This is a genomic window from Actinomycetospora chiangmaiensis DSM 45062 (assembly GCF_000379625.1).
Taxonomy (GTDB): Bacteria; Actinomycetota; Actinomycetes; order Mycobacteriales; family Pseudonocardiaceae; genus Actinomycetospora; species Actinomycetospora chiangmaiensis.
This window is the reverse complement of the sequence record NZ_KB903217.1, coordinates 856,254-871,550: the sequence shown is the minus strand read 5'-3', so window position 1 is coordinate 871,550 and position 15,297 is coordinate 856,254. Positions and strand designations below refer to the sequence as shown.

Here is a 15,297-nt window from a genome sequence, read left to right as displayed (position 1 = left end):
GGCGCCCGACCCTAGAGGGGTCGGCTCAGCAGAAGCCCGTGATCCCCGCCCAGGCCGCCTCGTCGGCGGGCACGTCGTCCCGGCCGACCGCCGCCTCGATCAACCCGTACGGCCGGTCGGCGGCGTACCAGACCTCGTTCGGGTTCTCGAGACCCCACGGGGACAGGTCGACCAGGAAGTGGTGCTTGTTGGGCATCGAGAACCGGATCTCGGCGATCTCCGGGTGAGCCTCCAGCACGGCGGTGCCCATCGTGTAGAGCGTCTGCTGCAGCGAGAGGCTGTGGGTGGACGCGAAGCGGTCGAGCATCGTCGCCCGCACGCTCGCGAACGACTTGTCCCAGTCGACGTCCGTGCCGACGTAGCGCCATCGCGAGGACACCGAGGTGGCGAGGATGCGGTCGGTCGTCTCCACCAGCGAGGTGTAGGCGACCTGCGGGAACCCGTGGAACTCGCTGCCGGTGCTCTTGAGCACGACGAGGTCGGTGAGACCGGAGATGACGGTCTCGGTCTCGCCGTGCTTCGTGACGACCACGGTGCGGGTCTCGGTGCCGCCCCGGACGAAGGCGTGGTCGTGCGGGCCGTCGGCGGTGTCGATCCGGTCCCAGGAGTACTGCTCGATCTCCTGGCGGGCGCCGGTCACCTGGGGGTGCTCCGGCGCCACGAAGTGCCGGGCCATCCGCAGCGCGAACTCCTCGATCGCGCCGACGCCCCCGGTGCGGGCGAGCGCGTACACGGTGTTCTTCTGCGTGTCCGTCGCGATCACCGAGGCGTTCGAGCCGGTGTGGAAGGTGTCGGCGAAGTCGCCGATCAGCTGGCTGGTGACGGTGACGTCGGTGATGACGTGCTTCGGCGTGGAGCGGTCCACGTGCACGAGCCGCACCTCGGCCTTGCCGTACTGGTTGGTGCCCAGGACGAAGCCCACTGCGCGATCAGCTCCCCAGGTAGGTCGTGTGGGAGAACGGTCCGGCCAGCACGGGCAGGTGGTAGTGCGACCGTGCCCCGTCGAGGCGGACGTGCACCGTGATCCGCGGGTGGAACACGGTGCCGTGGGTCCGGGTCATGTACGCGGCGACGTCGTAGGACAGCGTCACGTCCCCCGGATCGAGGGGCTCGTCGTTGAGCTGCGCGACCCGCCCGTCGGCGTCGGTGGTGCCCCGACCCAGTTCCACGGCGTCGCCGTCGCGGACGAGCGTGACTCCGACGCCCTCGGCGGGGCGGCCCGCCGCGACGTCCAGCACGTGGGTGGACAGACGCTCGATCGGTCCCGGCACGGCACCCCTTTCGCGACGACGGGTCGAGGCGACAGTGAAGGGCACGCATGTTGCCCCGGGGTGACGGCGGGCGCGAGTCACTCGTTCGTCGCAGTGGCGCCGGTCCGGGCCCTAGCCGCGCGCCGGGTTCGTCACGTCCTGCGCCGCCACGGCGTCGTCGGGCTCGGCGGTCCCCCGACGACGTCGGATCCACCGGGCCAGCGGCCCGGCCCGGCGCGGTGGTGCAGCCGCCAGGAGCTCGGCGTCGGTGGGACGGGGCGCCTGCGTGGGGTGCTCGTCGTCCGAACGGGCGCGCAGGTCGATCTGCTCGTTGGTGTAGCGGAGGATCTCCGCGGCGACCGCGACCGCGGGCACGGCGAGGAACGCACCGACGATGCCGGCGACGCTGCTGCCGCCGGTCACGGCGAGGATCACCACGGCCGCGTGCAGCCCCAGGCCGCGCCCCTGCACCAGCGGCTGGAGCAGGTTCCCCTCGATCTGCTGCACCGCGAGGATGAGCGCGAGCACGATGAGGGCGTTGGTCAGCCCGTTGCTGACGAGCGCGATGAGCACCGACAGGGCACCGGCCGTGAGCGAGCCGACGATGGGGATGAACGCCCCGAAGAAGGTGAGCACCGCGAGCGGGAGGGCGAGCGGCACCCCGAGGATCACCAGCCCGACACCGATGCACGCGGCGTCGACGAAGCCGATGATCGCCTGCGAGCGGATGAAGCCGCCGAGCCGGTCCCACGCGCGCGAGCCGACCGACGCGAAGTGCACGCCCGCCGAGGTCCCCACCTGCTGGCGCAGCCACGGGAGGAACCGGTAGCCGTCCTTGACGAACAGGAAGGCGAGGACGAGCGCGAGGACGAGGTCGACCAGCCCGTTCGCGATCACCGTGAGGCCGGTGAACACGGTGCCCGCGATCATCGTCGCGGAGTTCTGCAGCTGGTCGAGCCCGGCCTGGACGGCCTGCCCGATCTGCGACTGCCCGAGCCCGAAGGTGCCCGAGAGCGTGCGCTGCACGTCGTCGAGGCCGCCGGTGGCGCTGCCGACGAGGGCGGGAATCTGGGCGGCCACCGACGGGGCGATGGCCGCGATGACGCCGCCGACGATCGCGAGGGCGCCGAGCACCACGATGAGAGCGGCCAGCAGCGACGGGACCCCGTGGTGGCGCATCCAGGTGGCCGGCGGCTCCAGCACCGTCGCGATGATCAGCCCGAGCAGCACCGGCAGCACCACCGACCACAGCTCGCCGATGATCAGGCCGAGCAGGACCGCGCCGAGCGCCGTCAGCACCAGCCGCAGGCTCCAGCGCGAGGTCCACGCCAGGCCGTCACCGATGAGCTGGCCACGGCTGCGTCGCGCGCCGGCGCGGGGCGTGCCGAGGGGCAGCGGGATCTCCTGCGTCACGGGATGTCCTCTCCGACCCGAGGGCCGGGGAAGGATCCCCCGGGCTGACGCGGCGTACCCGAATCCGGCCGTCCGCCACCCCGTGATCGTCGAGCCGCTCGGTCCGCCGCGCGTTCGGCCGCCGCGGGCTCGGGAACCGGAGGAACCGGCTGCTCCTCGGGACCCGCCTCGTCGTCGCGAGCGCCTCCCCGGTGCGGCGCGCGACCTGCTGGCCGAGGTAGCGGAGGACCTCGGCGACGACGGCCGATCACGCCGGGGAGTCCGGCAGGCGGAACCCGACCGAACGCACGAACGGCACCCTCCGCGCACGGAGGGTGCCGTCGTGGTTCAGGCCGGGGTCGGGCCGGTCGTCAGGCCATCGCCTTCTGCAGGCCCTCGTCGATCGCGTCGAGGAAGTCCTGGGTGTTCAGGTACGGCGCGTCCTTGCCGATCAGCAGCGCCAGGTCCTTCGTCATCTTGCCGTCCTCGACGGTCTGGATGCAGACCTGCTCGATCTTCTCGGCGAAGTCGACGAGCTCGTCGTTCTTGTCCAGCCGCCCGCGCTGGGCCAGACCCCGCGACCACGCGAAGATCGACGCGATCGGGTTGGTCGAGGTCTCCTTGCCCTGCTGGTGCTGGCGGAAGTGCCGCGTCACGGTGCCGTGGGCGGCCTCGGCCTCGACGGTGCCGTCCGGCGTCATGAGCACCGAGGTCATCAGGCCGAGGGAGCCGAAGCCCTGCGCGACGATGTCGGACTCGACGTCGCCGTCGTAGTTCTTGCAGGCCCAGACGTAGCCGCCCTCCCACTTGATGGCGGCGGCGACCATGTCGTCGATGAGGCGGTGCTCGTAGGTGAGCCCGGCCTCCTCGAAGTCGGCCTTGAACTCCGACTCGAAGATCTCCTTGAAGGTGTCGCGGAACATGCCGTCGTAGGCCTTGAGGATGGTGTTCTTGGTCGACATGTAGACCGGGAAGTTCCGGTCCAGGCCGTAGCGCAGCGAGGCGCGGGCGAAGTCGACGATCGAGTTCTTGAAGTTGTACATGCCCAGCGCGACGCCCCCGTCCTCCGGGAACTTCGCGACCTGGAACTCCATCGGCTCGCCGTCACCGTCGGGGGTGTAGGTGATGGTGACGGTGCCCGGGCCGGGGACCTTGAAGTCCTGCGCCAGGTACTGGTCGCCGTGGGCGTGGCGGCCGACGACGATCGGCTTCGTCCAGTGCGGGACGTAGCGCGGGATGTTGGAACAGACGATCGGCTCGCGGAAGATCGTGCCGCCGAGGATGTTGCGGATCGTCCCGTTGGGCGAGCGGTACATGCGCTTGAGGCCGAACTCCTCGACCCGCGCCTCGTCCGGGGTGATCGTCGCGCACTTGACGCCGACGCCGTGCTTCTTGATCGCGTTCGCCGCGTCGACCGTGACCTGGTCGTCGGTCTCGTCGCGGTGCTCGATCCCGAGGTCGTAGTACTCGAGGTCGATGTCGAGATACGGGTGGATCAGCTTGTCCTTGATGAACTGCCAGATGATCCGGGTCATCTCGTCGCCGTCCAGCTCGACGACGGTGCCCTCCACCTTGATCTTCGCCACTCGGGCTCTCCTCTCGCGCCTGGCTTCGGCGCCGCACGGATCTCGGGGGCGCGCGCCGGGCCCGGCCAGAACGGGGAGGCCCAGGCGTTGCCTCTGGGCTGAACGCTATCAACGCGACACGGACGGCGACGGGGTGTGGCGGGTCGCGCTCCTCACCCGTCTAGCGGGTCGCGAGCGGACCGCCGGTGATGGACAGCGACAGCAGGATGACCACGAGCCCGAACGCGGCGTACGTGATCACGTCGGTGCGCCGAGGCCGGACCGCGAGCAGCCCCGCCGTCCGGTCGGGCAGCGCGACCCGCAGGACCGCGGCGAGCAGCAGCGCGACCCCGAGGATCGTCGTGCCCCCGCGCCAGTGCTGCAGCCCGATCCACACGAACGCGGCGAGGGCCACGGCGAGCACCGCCGCGAGCGGGGCCTGCGCGCGCAGCCGGTGCAGCAGGGCGCGGCCGTAGTCGGCGGGCGTGCGGGGCGGCCTCAGGTGCCGGGGCCCGTCGGTCCCCCCTGGTGGCAGCGAAGCGTCGTTGCTGTCACCCAGTGGCAGGGAATCCACATCGTCGGTGCCGGTTCCCGACGCCGGGTCGGTGCCGGTTCCCGACGCCGGGTCGGTGCCGGTTCCCGACGCCGGGTCGGTGCCGGTGCCGCTGCCGGCGCCGCTGCCCCGGGTGCCCCCGCCCGTCGTCATGACCCTCAGGCCCTCTCGGCGCGCTCGACCACGTTGGTGAGCAGCATGGCGCGGGTCATCGGCCCGACCCCGCCGGGGTTCGGCGCGACGAAGCCCGCGACCTCGCGGACGTCCGCGGCGACGTCGCCGAGGATGCCGTCGGGGCCGCGGGAGACCCCGACGTCGAGCACCGCCGCCCCGGGCTCGACCATGTCGGCGGTGACGATGCCCGGCACGCCGGCGGCCGCCACGACGACGTCCGCGGCCCGCACCTCGGCGGCGAGGTCGCGGGTGCCGGTGTGGCAGAGGGTCACCGTGGCGTTCTCGCTGCGGCGGGTGAGCAGCAGACCGAGCGGGCGGCCGACGGTGATGCCGCGCCCGAGGACGGTCACCTTGGCCCCGTCGAGCGGCACGTCGTAGCGGCGCAGCAGCTCGACGATGCCGCGCGGGGTGCAGGGCAGGGGCGCGGGCTCGTTCAGCACCAGCCGGCCGAGGTTCGTCGGGTGCAGGCCGTCGGCGTCCTTGTCCGGGTCGATCCGCTCCAGGACGGCGTTGGCGTCGAGCCCCTTCGGCAGCGGGAGCTGGACGATGTAGCCGGTGCAGGCCGGGTCGGCGTTCAGCTCGTCCACGGCGCGCTCGACGTCGGCCTGGGTCGCGTCGGCGGGGAGGTCCCGGCGGATCGACTCGATCCCGACCTTCGCGCAGTCGCGGTGCTTGGCCCGCACGTAGGACTGCGACCCGGGGTCGTCGCCGACCAGCACCGTGCCGAGCCCGGGCGGCCGACCCGCCGCGGCGAGCTTCGCGACCCGCTCGCCGAGCTCGGAGATGATCGTCGCCAGGGTGGCCTTGCCGTCCAGGATCGTCGCGGTCACGCCCCCCATCATCCCGTGCCGGGCGCGGCGGCGGCAGGGGCCCGCTCGTCCCCGTCGGGGCCCCGCGGGGCGCGGGAGCGCCCGAGCACGCCCAGGAGCTCGGAGTCCGGGCCGACGAGGAACGCCTCGTCGCCGGCGGTGAACCGGGTGTCACGCCGGGGCGGGTGCTCGAGGGGCGCGCGGCCGTGGGGGTCGGTGACGCGGCGCAGGGCCACGACGCGGGTCCGGGCCGAGAGGTCCCGCATCGCCAGCCCGTCGAGCTCGCTGCCCGGCTCCACCCGCAACCGGCCGAGCAGGAAGGCCTGCCCGTGGACGGGGAACGTGCCCAGGACGTCGAGACCGAGCGCCGCGCCGACGAACCACGGAGCGGCGAGCTCGGCGATCGAGCGCACGGTGTCGAACCCGAACCGCGCGGCGACGACGCGGGCGAGGTCCCGATCGAAGAGCCGCAGCACCACGGGCGTGGACGCCGCCCCGCCGAGCAGGTCGCGCACGGCGAGGCCGGTCTCGATGTTCGCCATGTCGTCGCTGGTCAGGACGGCCACCGCCGCCGCGCGCCGGACGCGGGCGTCGCGCAGCGTCGTCGGGGTGGTGCCGTCGCCGAACACCACCGGGACGCCGAGCGTGCGGGCGCGGGGCAGGTGCCGGTTCCCCGGGTCGGCCTCCACCACGACGACGTCGTGGCCGCGCTCGGTCAGGGCCTCCATGACCGACACCCCGATCGCGCCGAGGCCGACGATCACGACGTGCCCGACCGACGCCGAGGCCGCCCGGCGCCCGGCGGTCGCCGAGAGCCGGCGGCTGACGAGCATGTCGGTGAAGAACGCGATGGGGATCGCGGTCGCCGCGACGCCGGCCAGCATGAGGAAGATCGCCCACACCCGCAGCCAGACGGCCTGGCCGGCGAAGCTGAAGTCGCCGAAGCCGACCGTCGCCACCGCCTCGACGGAGAAGTACAGCGCGTCGAGCAGCGACATCCGCGCGCCGTCCGGGTACCGGTAGCCGAGGGCGATCACGGCGGTCGAGATCGCGAGCAGACCCACCAGGGCGGCGACGGCCCAGCGCAGGCCGCGGTCGGACTCGCGGGCAACCGCGAGGACCGTGGCGCCCGCCCGGGCGAGCAGGCCGGCGCGGCCCCGGGCGGCGTCCGGGTCGTACCCGCCGCCGCGGCGCGTCGTGGGCGACCGGCGGCGGGGCGCGGGCCCTTCCACCGCCACCCCCGCGGTGGCGATCTCGGCGTCGTCGCCGAGCACGGTGACGAGGTCCCCCGCATCGACCCGGTCGTCCCGGCTCGGGCAGATGTGGGTGACCGGCGGGGCTCCACCGGTGACGGCGAGCGGTGCCAGGTCCCCGTACAACGCCCGCAGGGTGGCGGCCTCGCGGGCCCGGGTGGCGACGGCGACGAAGCGGTTCCCGGCGATGTCGAGGGCGTGCACCGGGCTCCGCAGGCACGCCTCGACGAGCGCCGGGGTGACCAGCAGGGCGACGTCGAGCACCGCGCCCGGACTCCGGTCGGCGGCCACGGCGCGCCCGATCGCCGCGTTGCCCAGGGACGTGACCACCCGGACGTCGGGTCGCCGGTCGCGTACCTGCAGGGCCAGGTGCAGGTTGCGCAGCTCCCCCGCGTCCCCGCCCTCGACGCACACCACCGCGCGGGCGCCGGCCACCCCGACCGCCTCCAGGGTGCCCGGGAGCAGCGGGTCCGCCGTCACCAGCGGGACGCCCCACGCCGCGAGGGCGGCGGCCGACCGTGCGGCCGCAGGCGAGTCGTCGACCACGACGACGGGTTCGCCCCGCAGGTGCAGCTGTTCGACGATCCGACCACCCAGCCCGCCGAGACCGCAGACGATCACGTGGCCCCGGCGGTGCGCCAGGGCGGGGTCGGGCCCCTCAGCGCCCGGCACGGTCGAGGGCCGCGTCGGCGCCGGCCACGGCCGCCGCGTAGACGAGGTGCTGGAGCACGCTGACGGTCATCAGCCGCGGCGTCCACCGCCACGGCACGGGGGTGTCGCCGAGGACCGGGAAGAGCGACAGCGCCATCGTCTGGCAGCCGACGAAGAAGGCGACCCCGGCGGCGGGCTCGCCGGTGCGGTGGCGCAGCTCGGCGTGCGCGACGCCGACGGCCGAGCCGTAGCCCCAGTGCACGAGCCAGAAGAGGGCCCGCCGCGCGGCCGGGGACTGCGGCGCCCGCCCCGACACCGCGCGCAGCAGCGTCGAGGCCGCCACGACCACGTGGTCGCTGTCGTCGTAGTCGAGGATCTCCGTGATCTCCGACGGCGCCTTGCCGCGGCGCCGGGCGTAGACCTGGCGGTAGAGCTGCCCGGTGGCGGTCATCGCGGCGGTCCCGGCGGCACCGGCGACCACACCGGTCAGCAGACGGCGGGTGACTCCCCCTCCCGCAACACTGTCCGACCGGCTGGATACGGGCATGCGCCTCATGCCCGTGAGCATGCCTGAACCGGTACACGAACCGTCACGGCAGGCGCTTACCCCTACGGACGGTCGGTTCCGCGTGTGCGGTGCGTGAGATCACACTCGATCGGTCAGCGGGCAATCGTGCAACCCCCGGACCAGCGGGTCTGTCACGCCTGCCCGTCATCAGCGGCACGAAGGAGTGGCGATGACCACAGTCGACGAGAGTACGGGGGCGCACGCCGCCGACACCCGGGCGGCTGACGCAGCAGCCGCCGAGGCAGCCGCCAATGCGGCCAACCCGGCCCTGGTCGGTGTCCCGACGTTCGTGATCGGCTCGGTCGCCCTCGGGCTCTACCTGATCGGCTTCACCGGGTCCTCGGCGAACGCGGCGATCGGCATGGTGCCGATCCTCATCATGTGCAACGGCATCGGTCAGCTGATCGCCTGCGTCTGGGCGATCCGCCTCGGGGCCGGCCCGGTCGCGGCGATCTTCGGGATCTTCGCGGGCTTCTGGCTGAGCTTCTCGACGCTCGTGCTCGGCCTGGGCCACAACTGGTTCGGCGACGCCTCCGGGAACGCGGCGGTGGCCGCCCAGGAGACGTTCCTGCTGACCTGGCTGATCGGCGTCGTGGTGCTCACGCTGGCCTCGCTGCGGCTGCCGAGTGTGTTCACGCTGCTGTTCGTCCTGGTCGACCTCGCCCTGCTGCTCGTCCTGCTCGGCACCGCCGGCGGGTCCACGGGCCTGCTGTTCGGCGGTGGGATCGCGGTCTTCGCGTTCTCCCTGGTCGGCGTGTACCTGTTCTTCGACGCGATGAGCGTCGCGAACGGTGGCTCGTCGCTGCCGATGGGCAAGCCGATCATCGGCGGCTGAGCCGCCTCACCCGCTGACGGGGGTGTCCCCGGCCGTTCGGACCGGCCGGGGACACCCCCGTCAGTGTGCCGGGCCCTGATCGTCGGCCCCGGTGGGTGCATCAGATCGACACACCGCGAGGCCGGCCCCCGGAACGGGACCGGCCTCGGACGGCGGGAGCGTCAGCGGAAGTCGCGTGACCGGGACGGGACCACCAGGTCCAGGCGTTCCACCCGGTCGGCGACGAGGTTGACCACGCTCGGCGCGTCGTGGGCCCGCTCGACCCGGCCCCGGATCACGAGCGCCGCGCTCGTGCGGGCGACCACCCGGTGGCGGGCCCAGAGTCCCTCCGAGCACACCACGTTCAGCATCCCCGTCTCGTCCTCGAGGTTGAGGAACGTCGTCCCGCCCGCCGTCGCCGGGCGCTGCCGGTGGGTGACGACCCCGCCCACCTCGATCCGCTCCCCCTCGGGCACCGTCGCCACCCCCGCGACGCTGTACGCGCCGCGCCGGTCCAGTTCGGCGCGCAGGTGGGTCACCGGGTGCCCGTCGGGCGACAGCCCCGTCGCCCACACGTCGGCGATCGTCAGCTCCACCGCGGACATGCCGGGCAGCGCCGGGGCGTCGAGGCCCACGGCGGTACCGGGCAGCCGGTCCTGCCGCGCGCCGTCGCGGACCACCGCCGTCCCCGCGGCCGCCGCGCCCGCCGCCCACAGTGCCTCCCGCCGCTCGAGGCCGAAGCACGCCAGGGCCCCACCGGTGGCGAGCGCCTCCAGGTGCGCGGTGGTGAGGTCGGCGCGCCGGGCGAGGTCGGCCGGCCCGTCGAACGGGGCGGCCCCGCGTGCCGCGACGATGCGTTCCGCGACCTCGTCGCCCAGCCCACGCACGGAGGCGAGCCCCAGCCGCACGGCCACGCCGCCCGTGCTGTCGGGGTGCGGCTCCAGGTCGGGGTCGGCGCGGCTGCGGGTGACGTCGGGCCCGTGCACCACGACCCCGTGCCGCCGGGCGTCGGCCACGAGGCTCTGCGGGGAGTAGAAGCCCATCGGCTGGGCCCGCAGCAGGGCGGCGCAGAAGGCCGCCGGGTGGTGGAACTTGTACCAGGCCGACACGTAGACCAGGGACGCGAAGCTGATGGAGTGGCTCTCCGGGAAGCCGAAGTTCGCGAACGCCTTGGTCTTGGCGAAGATCCGGTCGGCGAGCTCCCCGGTGATCTGGTTGCGGGCCATCCCGGCGTAGAAGCGCTCCCGCATGCGTTCGAGGCGTTCGGCCGAGCGCTTCGCCGAGAGCGCCCGGCGCAGCTCGTCGGCCTCGGCAGCGGAGAACCCGGCGACGTCGGTGGCCAGCTGCATGAGCTGCTCCTGGAACAGCGGCACCCCGAGCGTCTTGCGCAGCGCCGGCTCGCACAGCGGGTGGTCGTAGATCACGCGCTCGTCGCCGTTGCGGCGCCGGATGTAGGGGTGCACCGACCCGCCCTGGATCGGGCCGGGGCGGATCAGCGCGACCTCGACCACCAGGTCGTAGAACACCCGGGGCCTCAGCCGCGGCAGCGTCGCCATCTGGGCGCGCGACTCCACCTGGAACACCCCCACCGAGTCGCCCCGCGCGAGCATCGCGAAGACGTCGGGGTCGGTGGGCTGCAGCTCGTGGAGCTCGATGCGGCGGCCGTGGTGGGCGGCCACGTAGTCGCTGGCGTAGTGCAGCACCGAGAGCATGCCGAGCCCCAGCAGGTCGAACTTGACCAGGCCGACCGCGGCGGCGTCGTCCTTGTCCCACTGGATGACGCTGCGGTCCTCCATCCGCGCCCACTCCACCGGCACCACCTGGTCCACCGGCCGGTCGCAGATCACCATGCCGCCGGAGTGGATGCCGAGGTGGCGGGGGAAGCCCGCGATCTCCTCGGCCAGGGTGGCCACCGCCCGCGGCATCCCGGGCACCTGGTCCTCCAGGTCGGCCCCCGGACCCCACCGGTCGATGTGCTTGCTCCAGGCGTCCTGCTGGCCCTGGGAGTGGCCCAGCGCGCGGGCGGCGTCCCGGACCGCCGAGCGCGGCCGGTAGGTGATGACGTTCGCGACCTGCGCCGCCCGGTCCCGCCCGTACCGGCGGTAGACGTACTGGATGACCTCCTCGCGGCGGTCCGACTCGATGTCGAGGTCGATGTCGGGGTAGCCGTCACGCTCCGGGGAGAGGAAGCGTTCGAAGAGCAGGTCCATCTGCACGGCGTCGACGTGGGTGATGCCGAGCGCGAAGCAGACCGCCGAGTTCGCCGCGGAGCCGCGGCCCTGGCAGTAGATGTCCGCCTCGCGGCAGAACCGCACGATGTCGGCGACGATGAGGAAGTACCCGGGGAACCCCTGCCCCTCGATGATCGTCATCTCGTGGTCGATCACCTCCCAGGCCTCGGGGTTGTCCGTCCGGCTGCCGTAGCGCCCGCGCCCGCCGTGGTCGACGAGGTGGCGCAGCCAGCTCGCCTCGGTCTCCCCTGCCGGCACCGTGAACGGCGGCAGCTCGGGGGCGAGCAGCGCCAGCTCGAACGCGCACTCCCGCCCGAGCACCGCGGCGTGCGTCACCGCCTCGGGGTGCCGCGCGAACCGCGTGGCCATCTCCGCCCCCGAGCGCAGGTGGGCGGTGCCCGGCGGCAGCCAGCCCTCGGCCTCGTCGAGGCTGCGCCGTGCCCGCACCGCGCCCAGCGCCGCCGCGATGCGCGCCCGGTCGGGCGTCGCGTAGTGCGCCGCCGTGCTCGCGACGGTCGGCAGGCCCGCCCGGGCCGCCAGCCCGGCGAGCAGGTCGTTGCGCTCGACGTCGACCGGCAGCCCGTGGTCGGTCAGCTCCACTGCCACCGACTCCGCCCCGAACAGCGCCACCAACCGGTCGAGCGCCCCGGCCGCCGCCTCGGGTCCGCCCGCCGCGAGCGCCCGGCGGACGTGGCCCTTGCGGCACCCGGTGAGCACGACCACCCGGTCGCGCAGCGTCGCCGCGGCGCGCTCGAGGTCGTACACCGGGTGGCCCTTCTCCGCCCGCGGGTCCATCGCCGCCTCGGTGATCGCCCGGGAGATCGCGCGGTAGCCGTCGGGGTCGCGCGCCAGGACGAGCAGGTGCTCGCCCTCCGGATCGGCCACCCCGTTCTGCGGGGCGGACAGCCCCAACGACAGCTCGGCCCCGAAGACGGTGCGGATGTCCAGCTCGTGGGCGGCCTCGGCGAAGCGGACGACGCCGTACATCCCGTCGTGGTCGGTGAGCGCGATCGCCTCCAGCCCCAGCCGGTGGGCCTCCTCCACGAGCTCCTCGGGCTGGCTCGCCCCGTCGAGGAAGCTGTAGGTGGAGTGGGTGTGCAGCTCGGCGTAGGGCACCGTGGCCGTGCTCTCCGGCCGGGGCGAGCGCGGCGGGCGGTAGGGCGCCCGGGTGCGGCTCCAGGCCGGCGAGTCGCCGCCGTCACCGGGGTGCGTCTCGTCCCGCGAGGGACGACGACGGACAGGGGCCGCGCTGACGTCCGCGGGATGGATCGTCCCCGGGCCGTCGACCTCGGCCCCGGTGTGCCCCGACCCCGCCGACCGGACCGGCTTCCCCGCGAGGATCCGCTCCATCTCCGACCAGCTCACCGCCGGATTGCCCCAGCCCATTCCCCGGCCTCCCACCTCTCCGATCGAACACCTGTTCGATGCTTCGACTGTAGCGGGAGGGTCCGACAGCGTGCCGGGCCTTCACCGGATCCGGGCGCGCCGGTCAGTCGTAGATCCCCTCGACGGCCCACCGGTCGCCGCGCAGCACGAGCAGCAGTGCCAGCCCGGCGGCGTCGGCCGAGGAGGCGACGGGATCGGGCGCGAGGTCGGCCGCCGGATCGGGGTCGGAGTCGTCCTGCACGCACACGACCTGGATCCGCAGGCACCCGGCGGGGGCCGCCGGGTCCCACCACCGCCCCTCCTCGGGCCACGGCCCGCCCCAGGCCCGCACCGGGGCGCACTCGCCGTCGCCGATCCCGATGAACGCCGGCGGCCCGGTCAGCCGGCCGCGCGGGGCGGCCCGCACCGGGCGACCGGCCGCGTCGAGCACCCGGGCCGGCGCGGGCTCGGGCGGCACCGTCGACGGCGAGGGGGCCGGGAGCGTCCCCGGCCAGGGCGCCTCGGGGTCGAGCGCGGGGATGCGCTCGTCGCCCCACGGCACGGCGCGGATGCGCTCGCCGGGGCCCCGTCCCCCGCCGGGCACGCCGGTGAGCACCTCCTCCGGCCCGAGCAACCCCTGCACGCGCACCAGGGCCCGGCCGGCGCGCTCGTCGGCCGCCCCGGTCTCGCCCCAGAGCCCGAGCTGGAGCCGCCCGGCGTCGACGACCTCCTCCGGCACCAGTCGCAGCACCGCGAGCCCGTCCCCGCTGCGACCCGACCCCGCCCGCCGTGACAGCCACCCCTCGAGCTGCCAGCGCACCCGGTCCGCGGTGGCCGTCGGGGTGAGCGGCTCGGCGCAGCGCCAGGTGCGGGCCAGCTCGTCCCCGCCGACGGTGCGGGCCTGCACCCCGAGCCGGGTGCAGGCCAGTCCGGCCTCGCCGAGCACGTGGTGCAGCCGCTCGGCGAGGGCGCGCGAGGCGAACGCGGCGGCGTCCACCCGGTCGACCGGCGGGTCGAGCGGGACCTCGACGGTCAGCTCGTCGGGCACCCGGCGACGGGTCGGCGGGCGTTCGTCCAGCCCGCGGGCCAACCGGTGCGCGCGCACCGCGGCGGCGTCGAACCGGGAGGCGACGTCGACGGCCGGGAGCTCGGCGAAGGCCCCCAGCGTGGTCAGCCCGAGGCGGCGCAGCAGGCCGATCAGCTCGGTGCGCGCGGTGGTCGCCGGGACGTCGGCCCCCGCGGTGTCCGGCTCCACCCCCGGCTCCAGCTCCAGCTCGACGACCGGGCGCGGCGCGAGGAACGCCCGCGACCCCCCGGGCGGCACGATCACGCTGCGGCGGGCGGCGAGGGAGGCGGCGAACACGCCGTCGGCCACCCCGACCTGGCACTCCACCCGCGCCCGCGCGGCGACGTGGTCGACCAGGCGCTCGGCCACCACCTCCTCGCCCCCGAAGTACCGGGCCGGGCCCCGCGCGGCGAGGACCACCAGCCCCGGCCGGATCACCTCGACGCCGGGGGTGAGCTCCTCCACCGCCGCGGCGACCGTCTCGAACGCCCGCGCGTCACGGTCGGCGTCCCGCCCGAGCACCGCCAGGTCGGGGCAGCGGGCCTGCGCCTCGCGGCGACGCAGCCCGCGTCGGATTCCCTGGGCCCGGGCCGTCGCCGAGCAGGCCACCACCCGGTGACCGACCAGCACGGCCGCCGGGCGGTCGGCCGGGATGCCCGACTCCGCGCACGCCGCCACCACCGGCCAGTCCGGGCACCACAACGCGACGACCCGCAACGGTGTCCCGGCCCCGTCCCCCGCGCTCACCCCGTCCTCGCCGGCGCGGGATCCACCTCGACCGAACCGCTCCCGTCGTCGGCGACCGGGGCACACCCGCCGTCGGGACCCGGGAGGAGCACGTCGGAGAGCACGTCGCGCGCCCGCCCGCGGGCGGCACAGCGCAGGTGCACCCGCCGGGACCGCAACCGGCCGGCGCCGTCGCCCAGCAGCCCCGACCAGGTGCCGCCGCCGGCGTGCAGCTCGACGTCCGCGCCCGGCCACGCCCCGACCGGGACGAGCACGGCACCCTTCTGCCGGACCCGCGCGGCGAGCCGCTGCCGATCTCCCGCCCGCCACGCCGACGCGCCGCCGAGCACGACGACGTCCACCCCGTCGACCAGCGCCGCCACCACCGTCGCCGGACGCGGGCCGGGCCGCGGGACGAGGGCCGTGCGGGCGAGGTCGAGCCCCGCCTCGTGCGCGGCGGCCATCCCGACCCCCGGCAACCCGACCAGCGCACACCAGGACCCCGCCCGCGAGGCCTGCGCCACGAGCGCGAGCAGCAGGGCGGTCGATCCGTGCACCGACACCGTCGACCCGCGCCGCAATCCACCCCACGGGAGGAGACCCGCGAGCGGCCCCGGCACCGGCAGCAGCGCCTGCTCGGGATCGTGCGCGGGCTCCGGGGGCGAGGGCTCCGGTCCGGGTGACGCCGGACCCGGCGTCGGGACCCGTGTCGGCCGGGTGTGCGAGGCTGCCGCCCGGGCACCCCGCGCGGGCAGCTCCGAGGCCCGGACGAGCCCCAGCTCCGCGACCCGGCCGGCGAGCGCATCGTGCGCGAGCGACATGGACCCTCCTGATCATCGAACACCTGTTCGAACGAGGAGAACGGTAACCCAGCCCCCCG

12 protein-coding genes are annotated in these 15,297 nt (G+C 74.8%); 1 reads left to right on the top strand and 11 read right to left on the bottom strand.

Going from position 1 to position 15,297, the window contains the following annotated elements; genetic code table 11:
* Nucleotides 1-25: 25 nt before the first annotated feature.
* The 8 genes from pucL to A3CO_RS0104390 form a co-directional block, all read right to left on the bottom strand.
* Nucleotides 26-922 carry a factor-independent urate hydroxylase gene (gene pucL / locus A3CO_RS0104425; RefSeq protein ID WP_018331023.1) on the bottom strand — a complete coding sequence of 299 codons (897 nt, stop codon included), beginning with the start codon at nt 920-922 and terminating at the stop codon, nt 26-28.
* Nucleotides 923-929: 7 nt separating this feature from the next.
* The gene (gene uraH, locus A3CO_RS0104420; RefSeq protein WP_018331022.1) at nt 930-1,271 is read right to left on the bottom strand and encodes a hydroxyisourate hydrolase; all 342 of its coding nucleotides are present in this window, start codon (nt 1,269-1,271) and stop codon (nt 930-932) included.
* 111 nt (nt 1,272-1,382) lie between these two features.
* Nucleotides 1,383-2,663 carry an AI-2E family transporter gene (locus A3CO_RS0104415; protein ID WP_018331021.1) on the bottom strand — a complete coding sequence of 427 codons (1,281 nt, stop codon included), beginning with the start codon at nt 2,661-2,663 and terminating at the stop codon, nt 1,383-1,385.
* Between the two features lie 350 nt (nt 2,664-3,013).
* Complete coding sequence (locus A3CO_RS0104410) at nt 3,014-4,228, bottom strand: NADP-dependent isocitrate dehydrogenase (RefSeq protein ID WP_018331020.1); 1,215 nt, start codon at nt 4,226-4,228, stop codon at nt 3,014-3,016.
* A 160-nt stretch (nt 4,229-4,388) separates the two neighbouring features.
* The gene (locus A3CO_RS38915) at nt 4,389-4,913 is read right to left on the bottom strand and encodes a DUF3017 domain-containing protein (protein WP_018331019.1); all 525 of its coding nucleotides are present in this window, start codon (nt 4,911-4,913) and stop codon (nt 4,389-4,391) included.
* A 5-nt stretch (nt 4,914-4,918) separates the two neighbouring features.
* Nucleotides 4,919-5,764, bottom strand: coding sequence for a bifunctional methylenetetrahydrofolate dehydrogenase/methenyltetrahydrofolate cyclohydrolase (locus A3CO_RS0104400; RefSeq protein ID WP_026204280.1), 846 nt, complete (start codon nt 5,762-5,764; stop codon nt 4,919-4,921).
* 8 nt (nt 5,765-5,772) lie between these two features.
* Entirely contained in the window at nt 5,773-7,668 is a 1,896-nt protein-coding gene (locus A3CO_RS0104395; RefSeq protein ID WP_018331017.1) for an NAD-binding protein, read from the bottom strand.
* Nucleotides 7,655-8,128, bottom strand: coding sequence for a hypothetical protein (locus A3CO_RS0104390; RefSeq protein WP_018331016.1), 474 nt, complete (start codon nt 8,126-8,128; stop codon nt 7,655-7,657). Before A3CO_RS0104390 ends, A3CO_RS0104395 begins: the two co-directional genes overlap by 14 nt.
* Before the next feature lie 256 nt (nt 8,129-8,384).
* On the opposite strand from A3CO_RS0104390, the gene A3CO_RS0104385 reads away from it, so the two are divergent.
* Entirely contained in the window at nt 8,385-9,050 is a 666-nt protein-coding gene (locus tag A3CO_RS0104385; protein WP_018331015.1) for a GPR1/FUN34/YaaH family transporter, read from the top strand.
* Nucleotides 9,051-9,211: 161 nt separating this feature from the next.
* Here A3CO_RS0104385 and A3CO_RS0104380 read toward each other — a convergent pair whose 3' ends face one another.
* The 3 genes from A3CO_RS0104380 to A3CO_RS39320 all read right to left on the bottom strand — a co-directional run bounded on the left by A3CO_RS0104380 (nt 9,212) and on the right by A3CO_RS39320 (nt 15,238).
* Nucleotides 9,212-12,646, bottom strand: a complete 3,435-nt coding sequence (locus A3CO_RS0104380) for an error-prone DNA polymerase (RefSeq protein WP_018331014.1) — start codon at nt 12,644-12,646, stop codon at nt 9,212-9,214.
* Between the two features lie 103 nt (nt 12,647-12,749).
* The gene (locus A3CO_RS0104375; RefSeq protein ID WP_018331013.1) at nt 12,750-14,438 is read right to left on the bottom strand and encodes a DNA polymerase Y family protein; all 1,689 of its coding nucleotides are present in this window, start codon (nt 14,436-14,438) and stop codon (nt 12,750-12,752) included.
* A complete protein-coding gene (locus tag A3CO_RS39320; RefSeq protein ID WP_018331012.1) occupies nt 14,435-15,238 on the bottom strand; it encodes a hypothetical protein in 804 nt (267 codons plus the stop codon). The genes A3CO_RS0104375 and A3CO_RS39320 overlap by 4 nt, the downstream gene beginning before the upstream one ends.
* Between the last annotated feature and the right edge of the window lie 59 nt (nt 15,239-15,297).

Bases quoted from the DNA above. Each gene is read 5' to 3' on its own strand.
- A3CO_RS38915 (WP_018331019.1), bottom strand. From the start codon at position 4,913: ATGACGACGGGCGGGGGCACCCGGGGCAGCGGCGCCGGCAGCGGCACC.
- A3CO_RS0104385 (WP_018331015.1), top strand. From the start codon at position 8,385: ATGACCACAGTCGACGAGAGTACGGGGGCGCACGCCGCCGACACCCGG.
- A3CO_RS39320 (WP_018331012.1), bottom strand. From the start codon at position 15,238: ATGTCGCTCGCGCACGATGCGCTCGCCGGCCGGGTCGCGGAGCTGGGG.
- A3CO_RS0104380 (WP_018331014.1), bottom strand. From the start codon at position 12,646: ATGGGCTGGGGCAATCCGGCGGTGAGCTGGTCGGAGATGGAGCGGATC.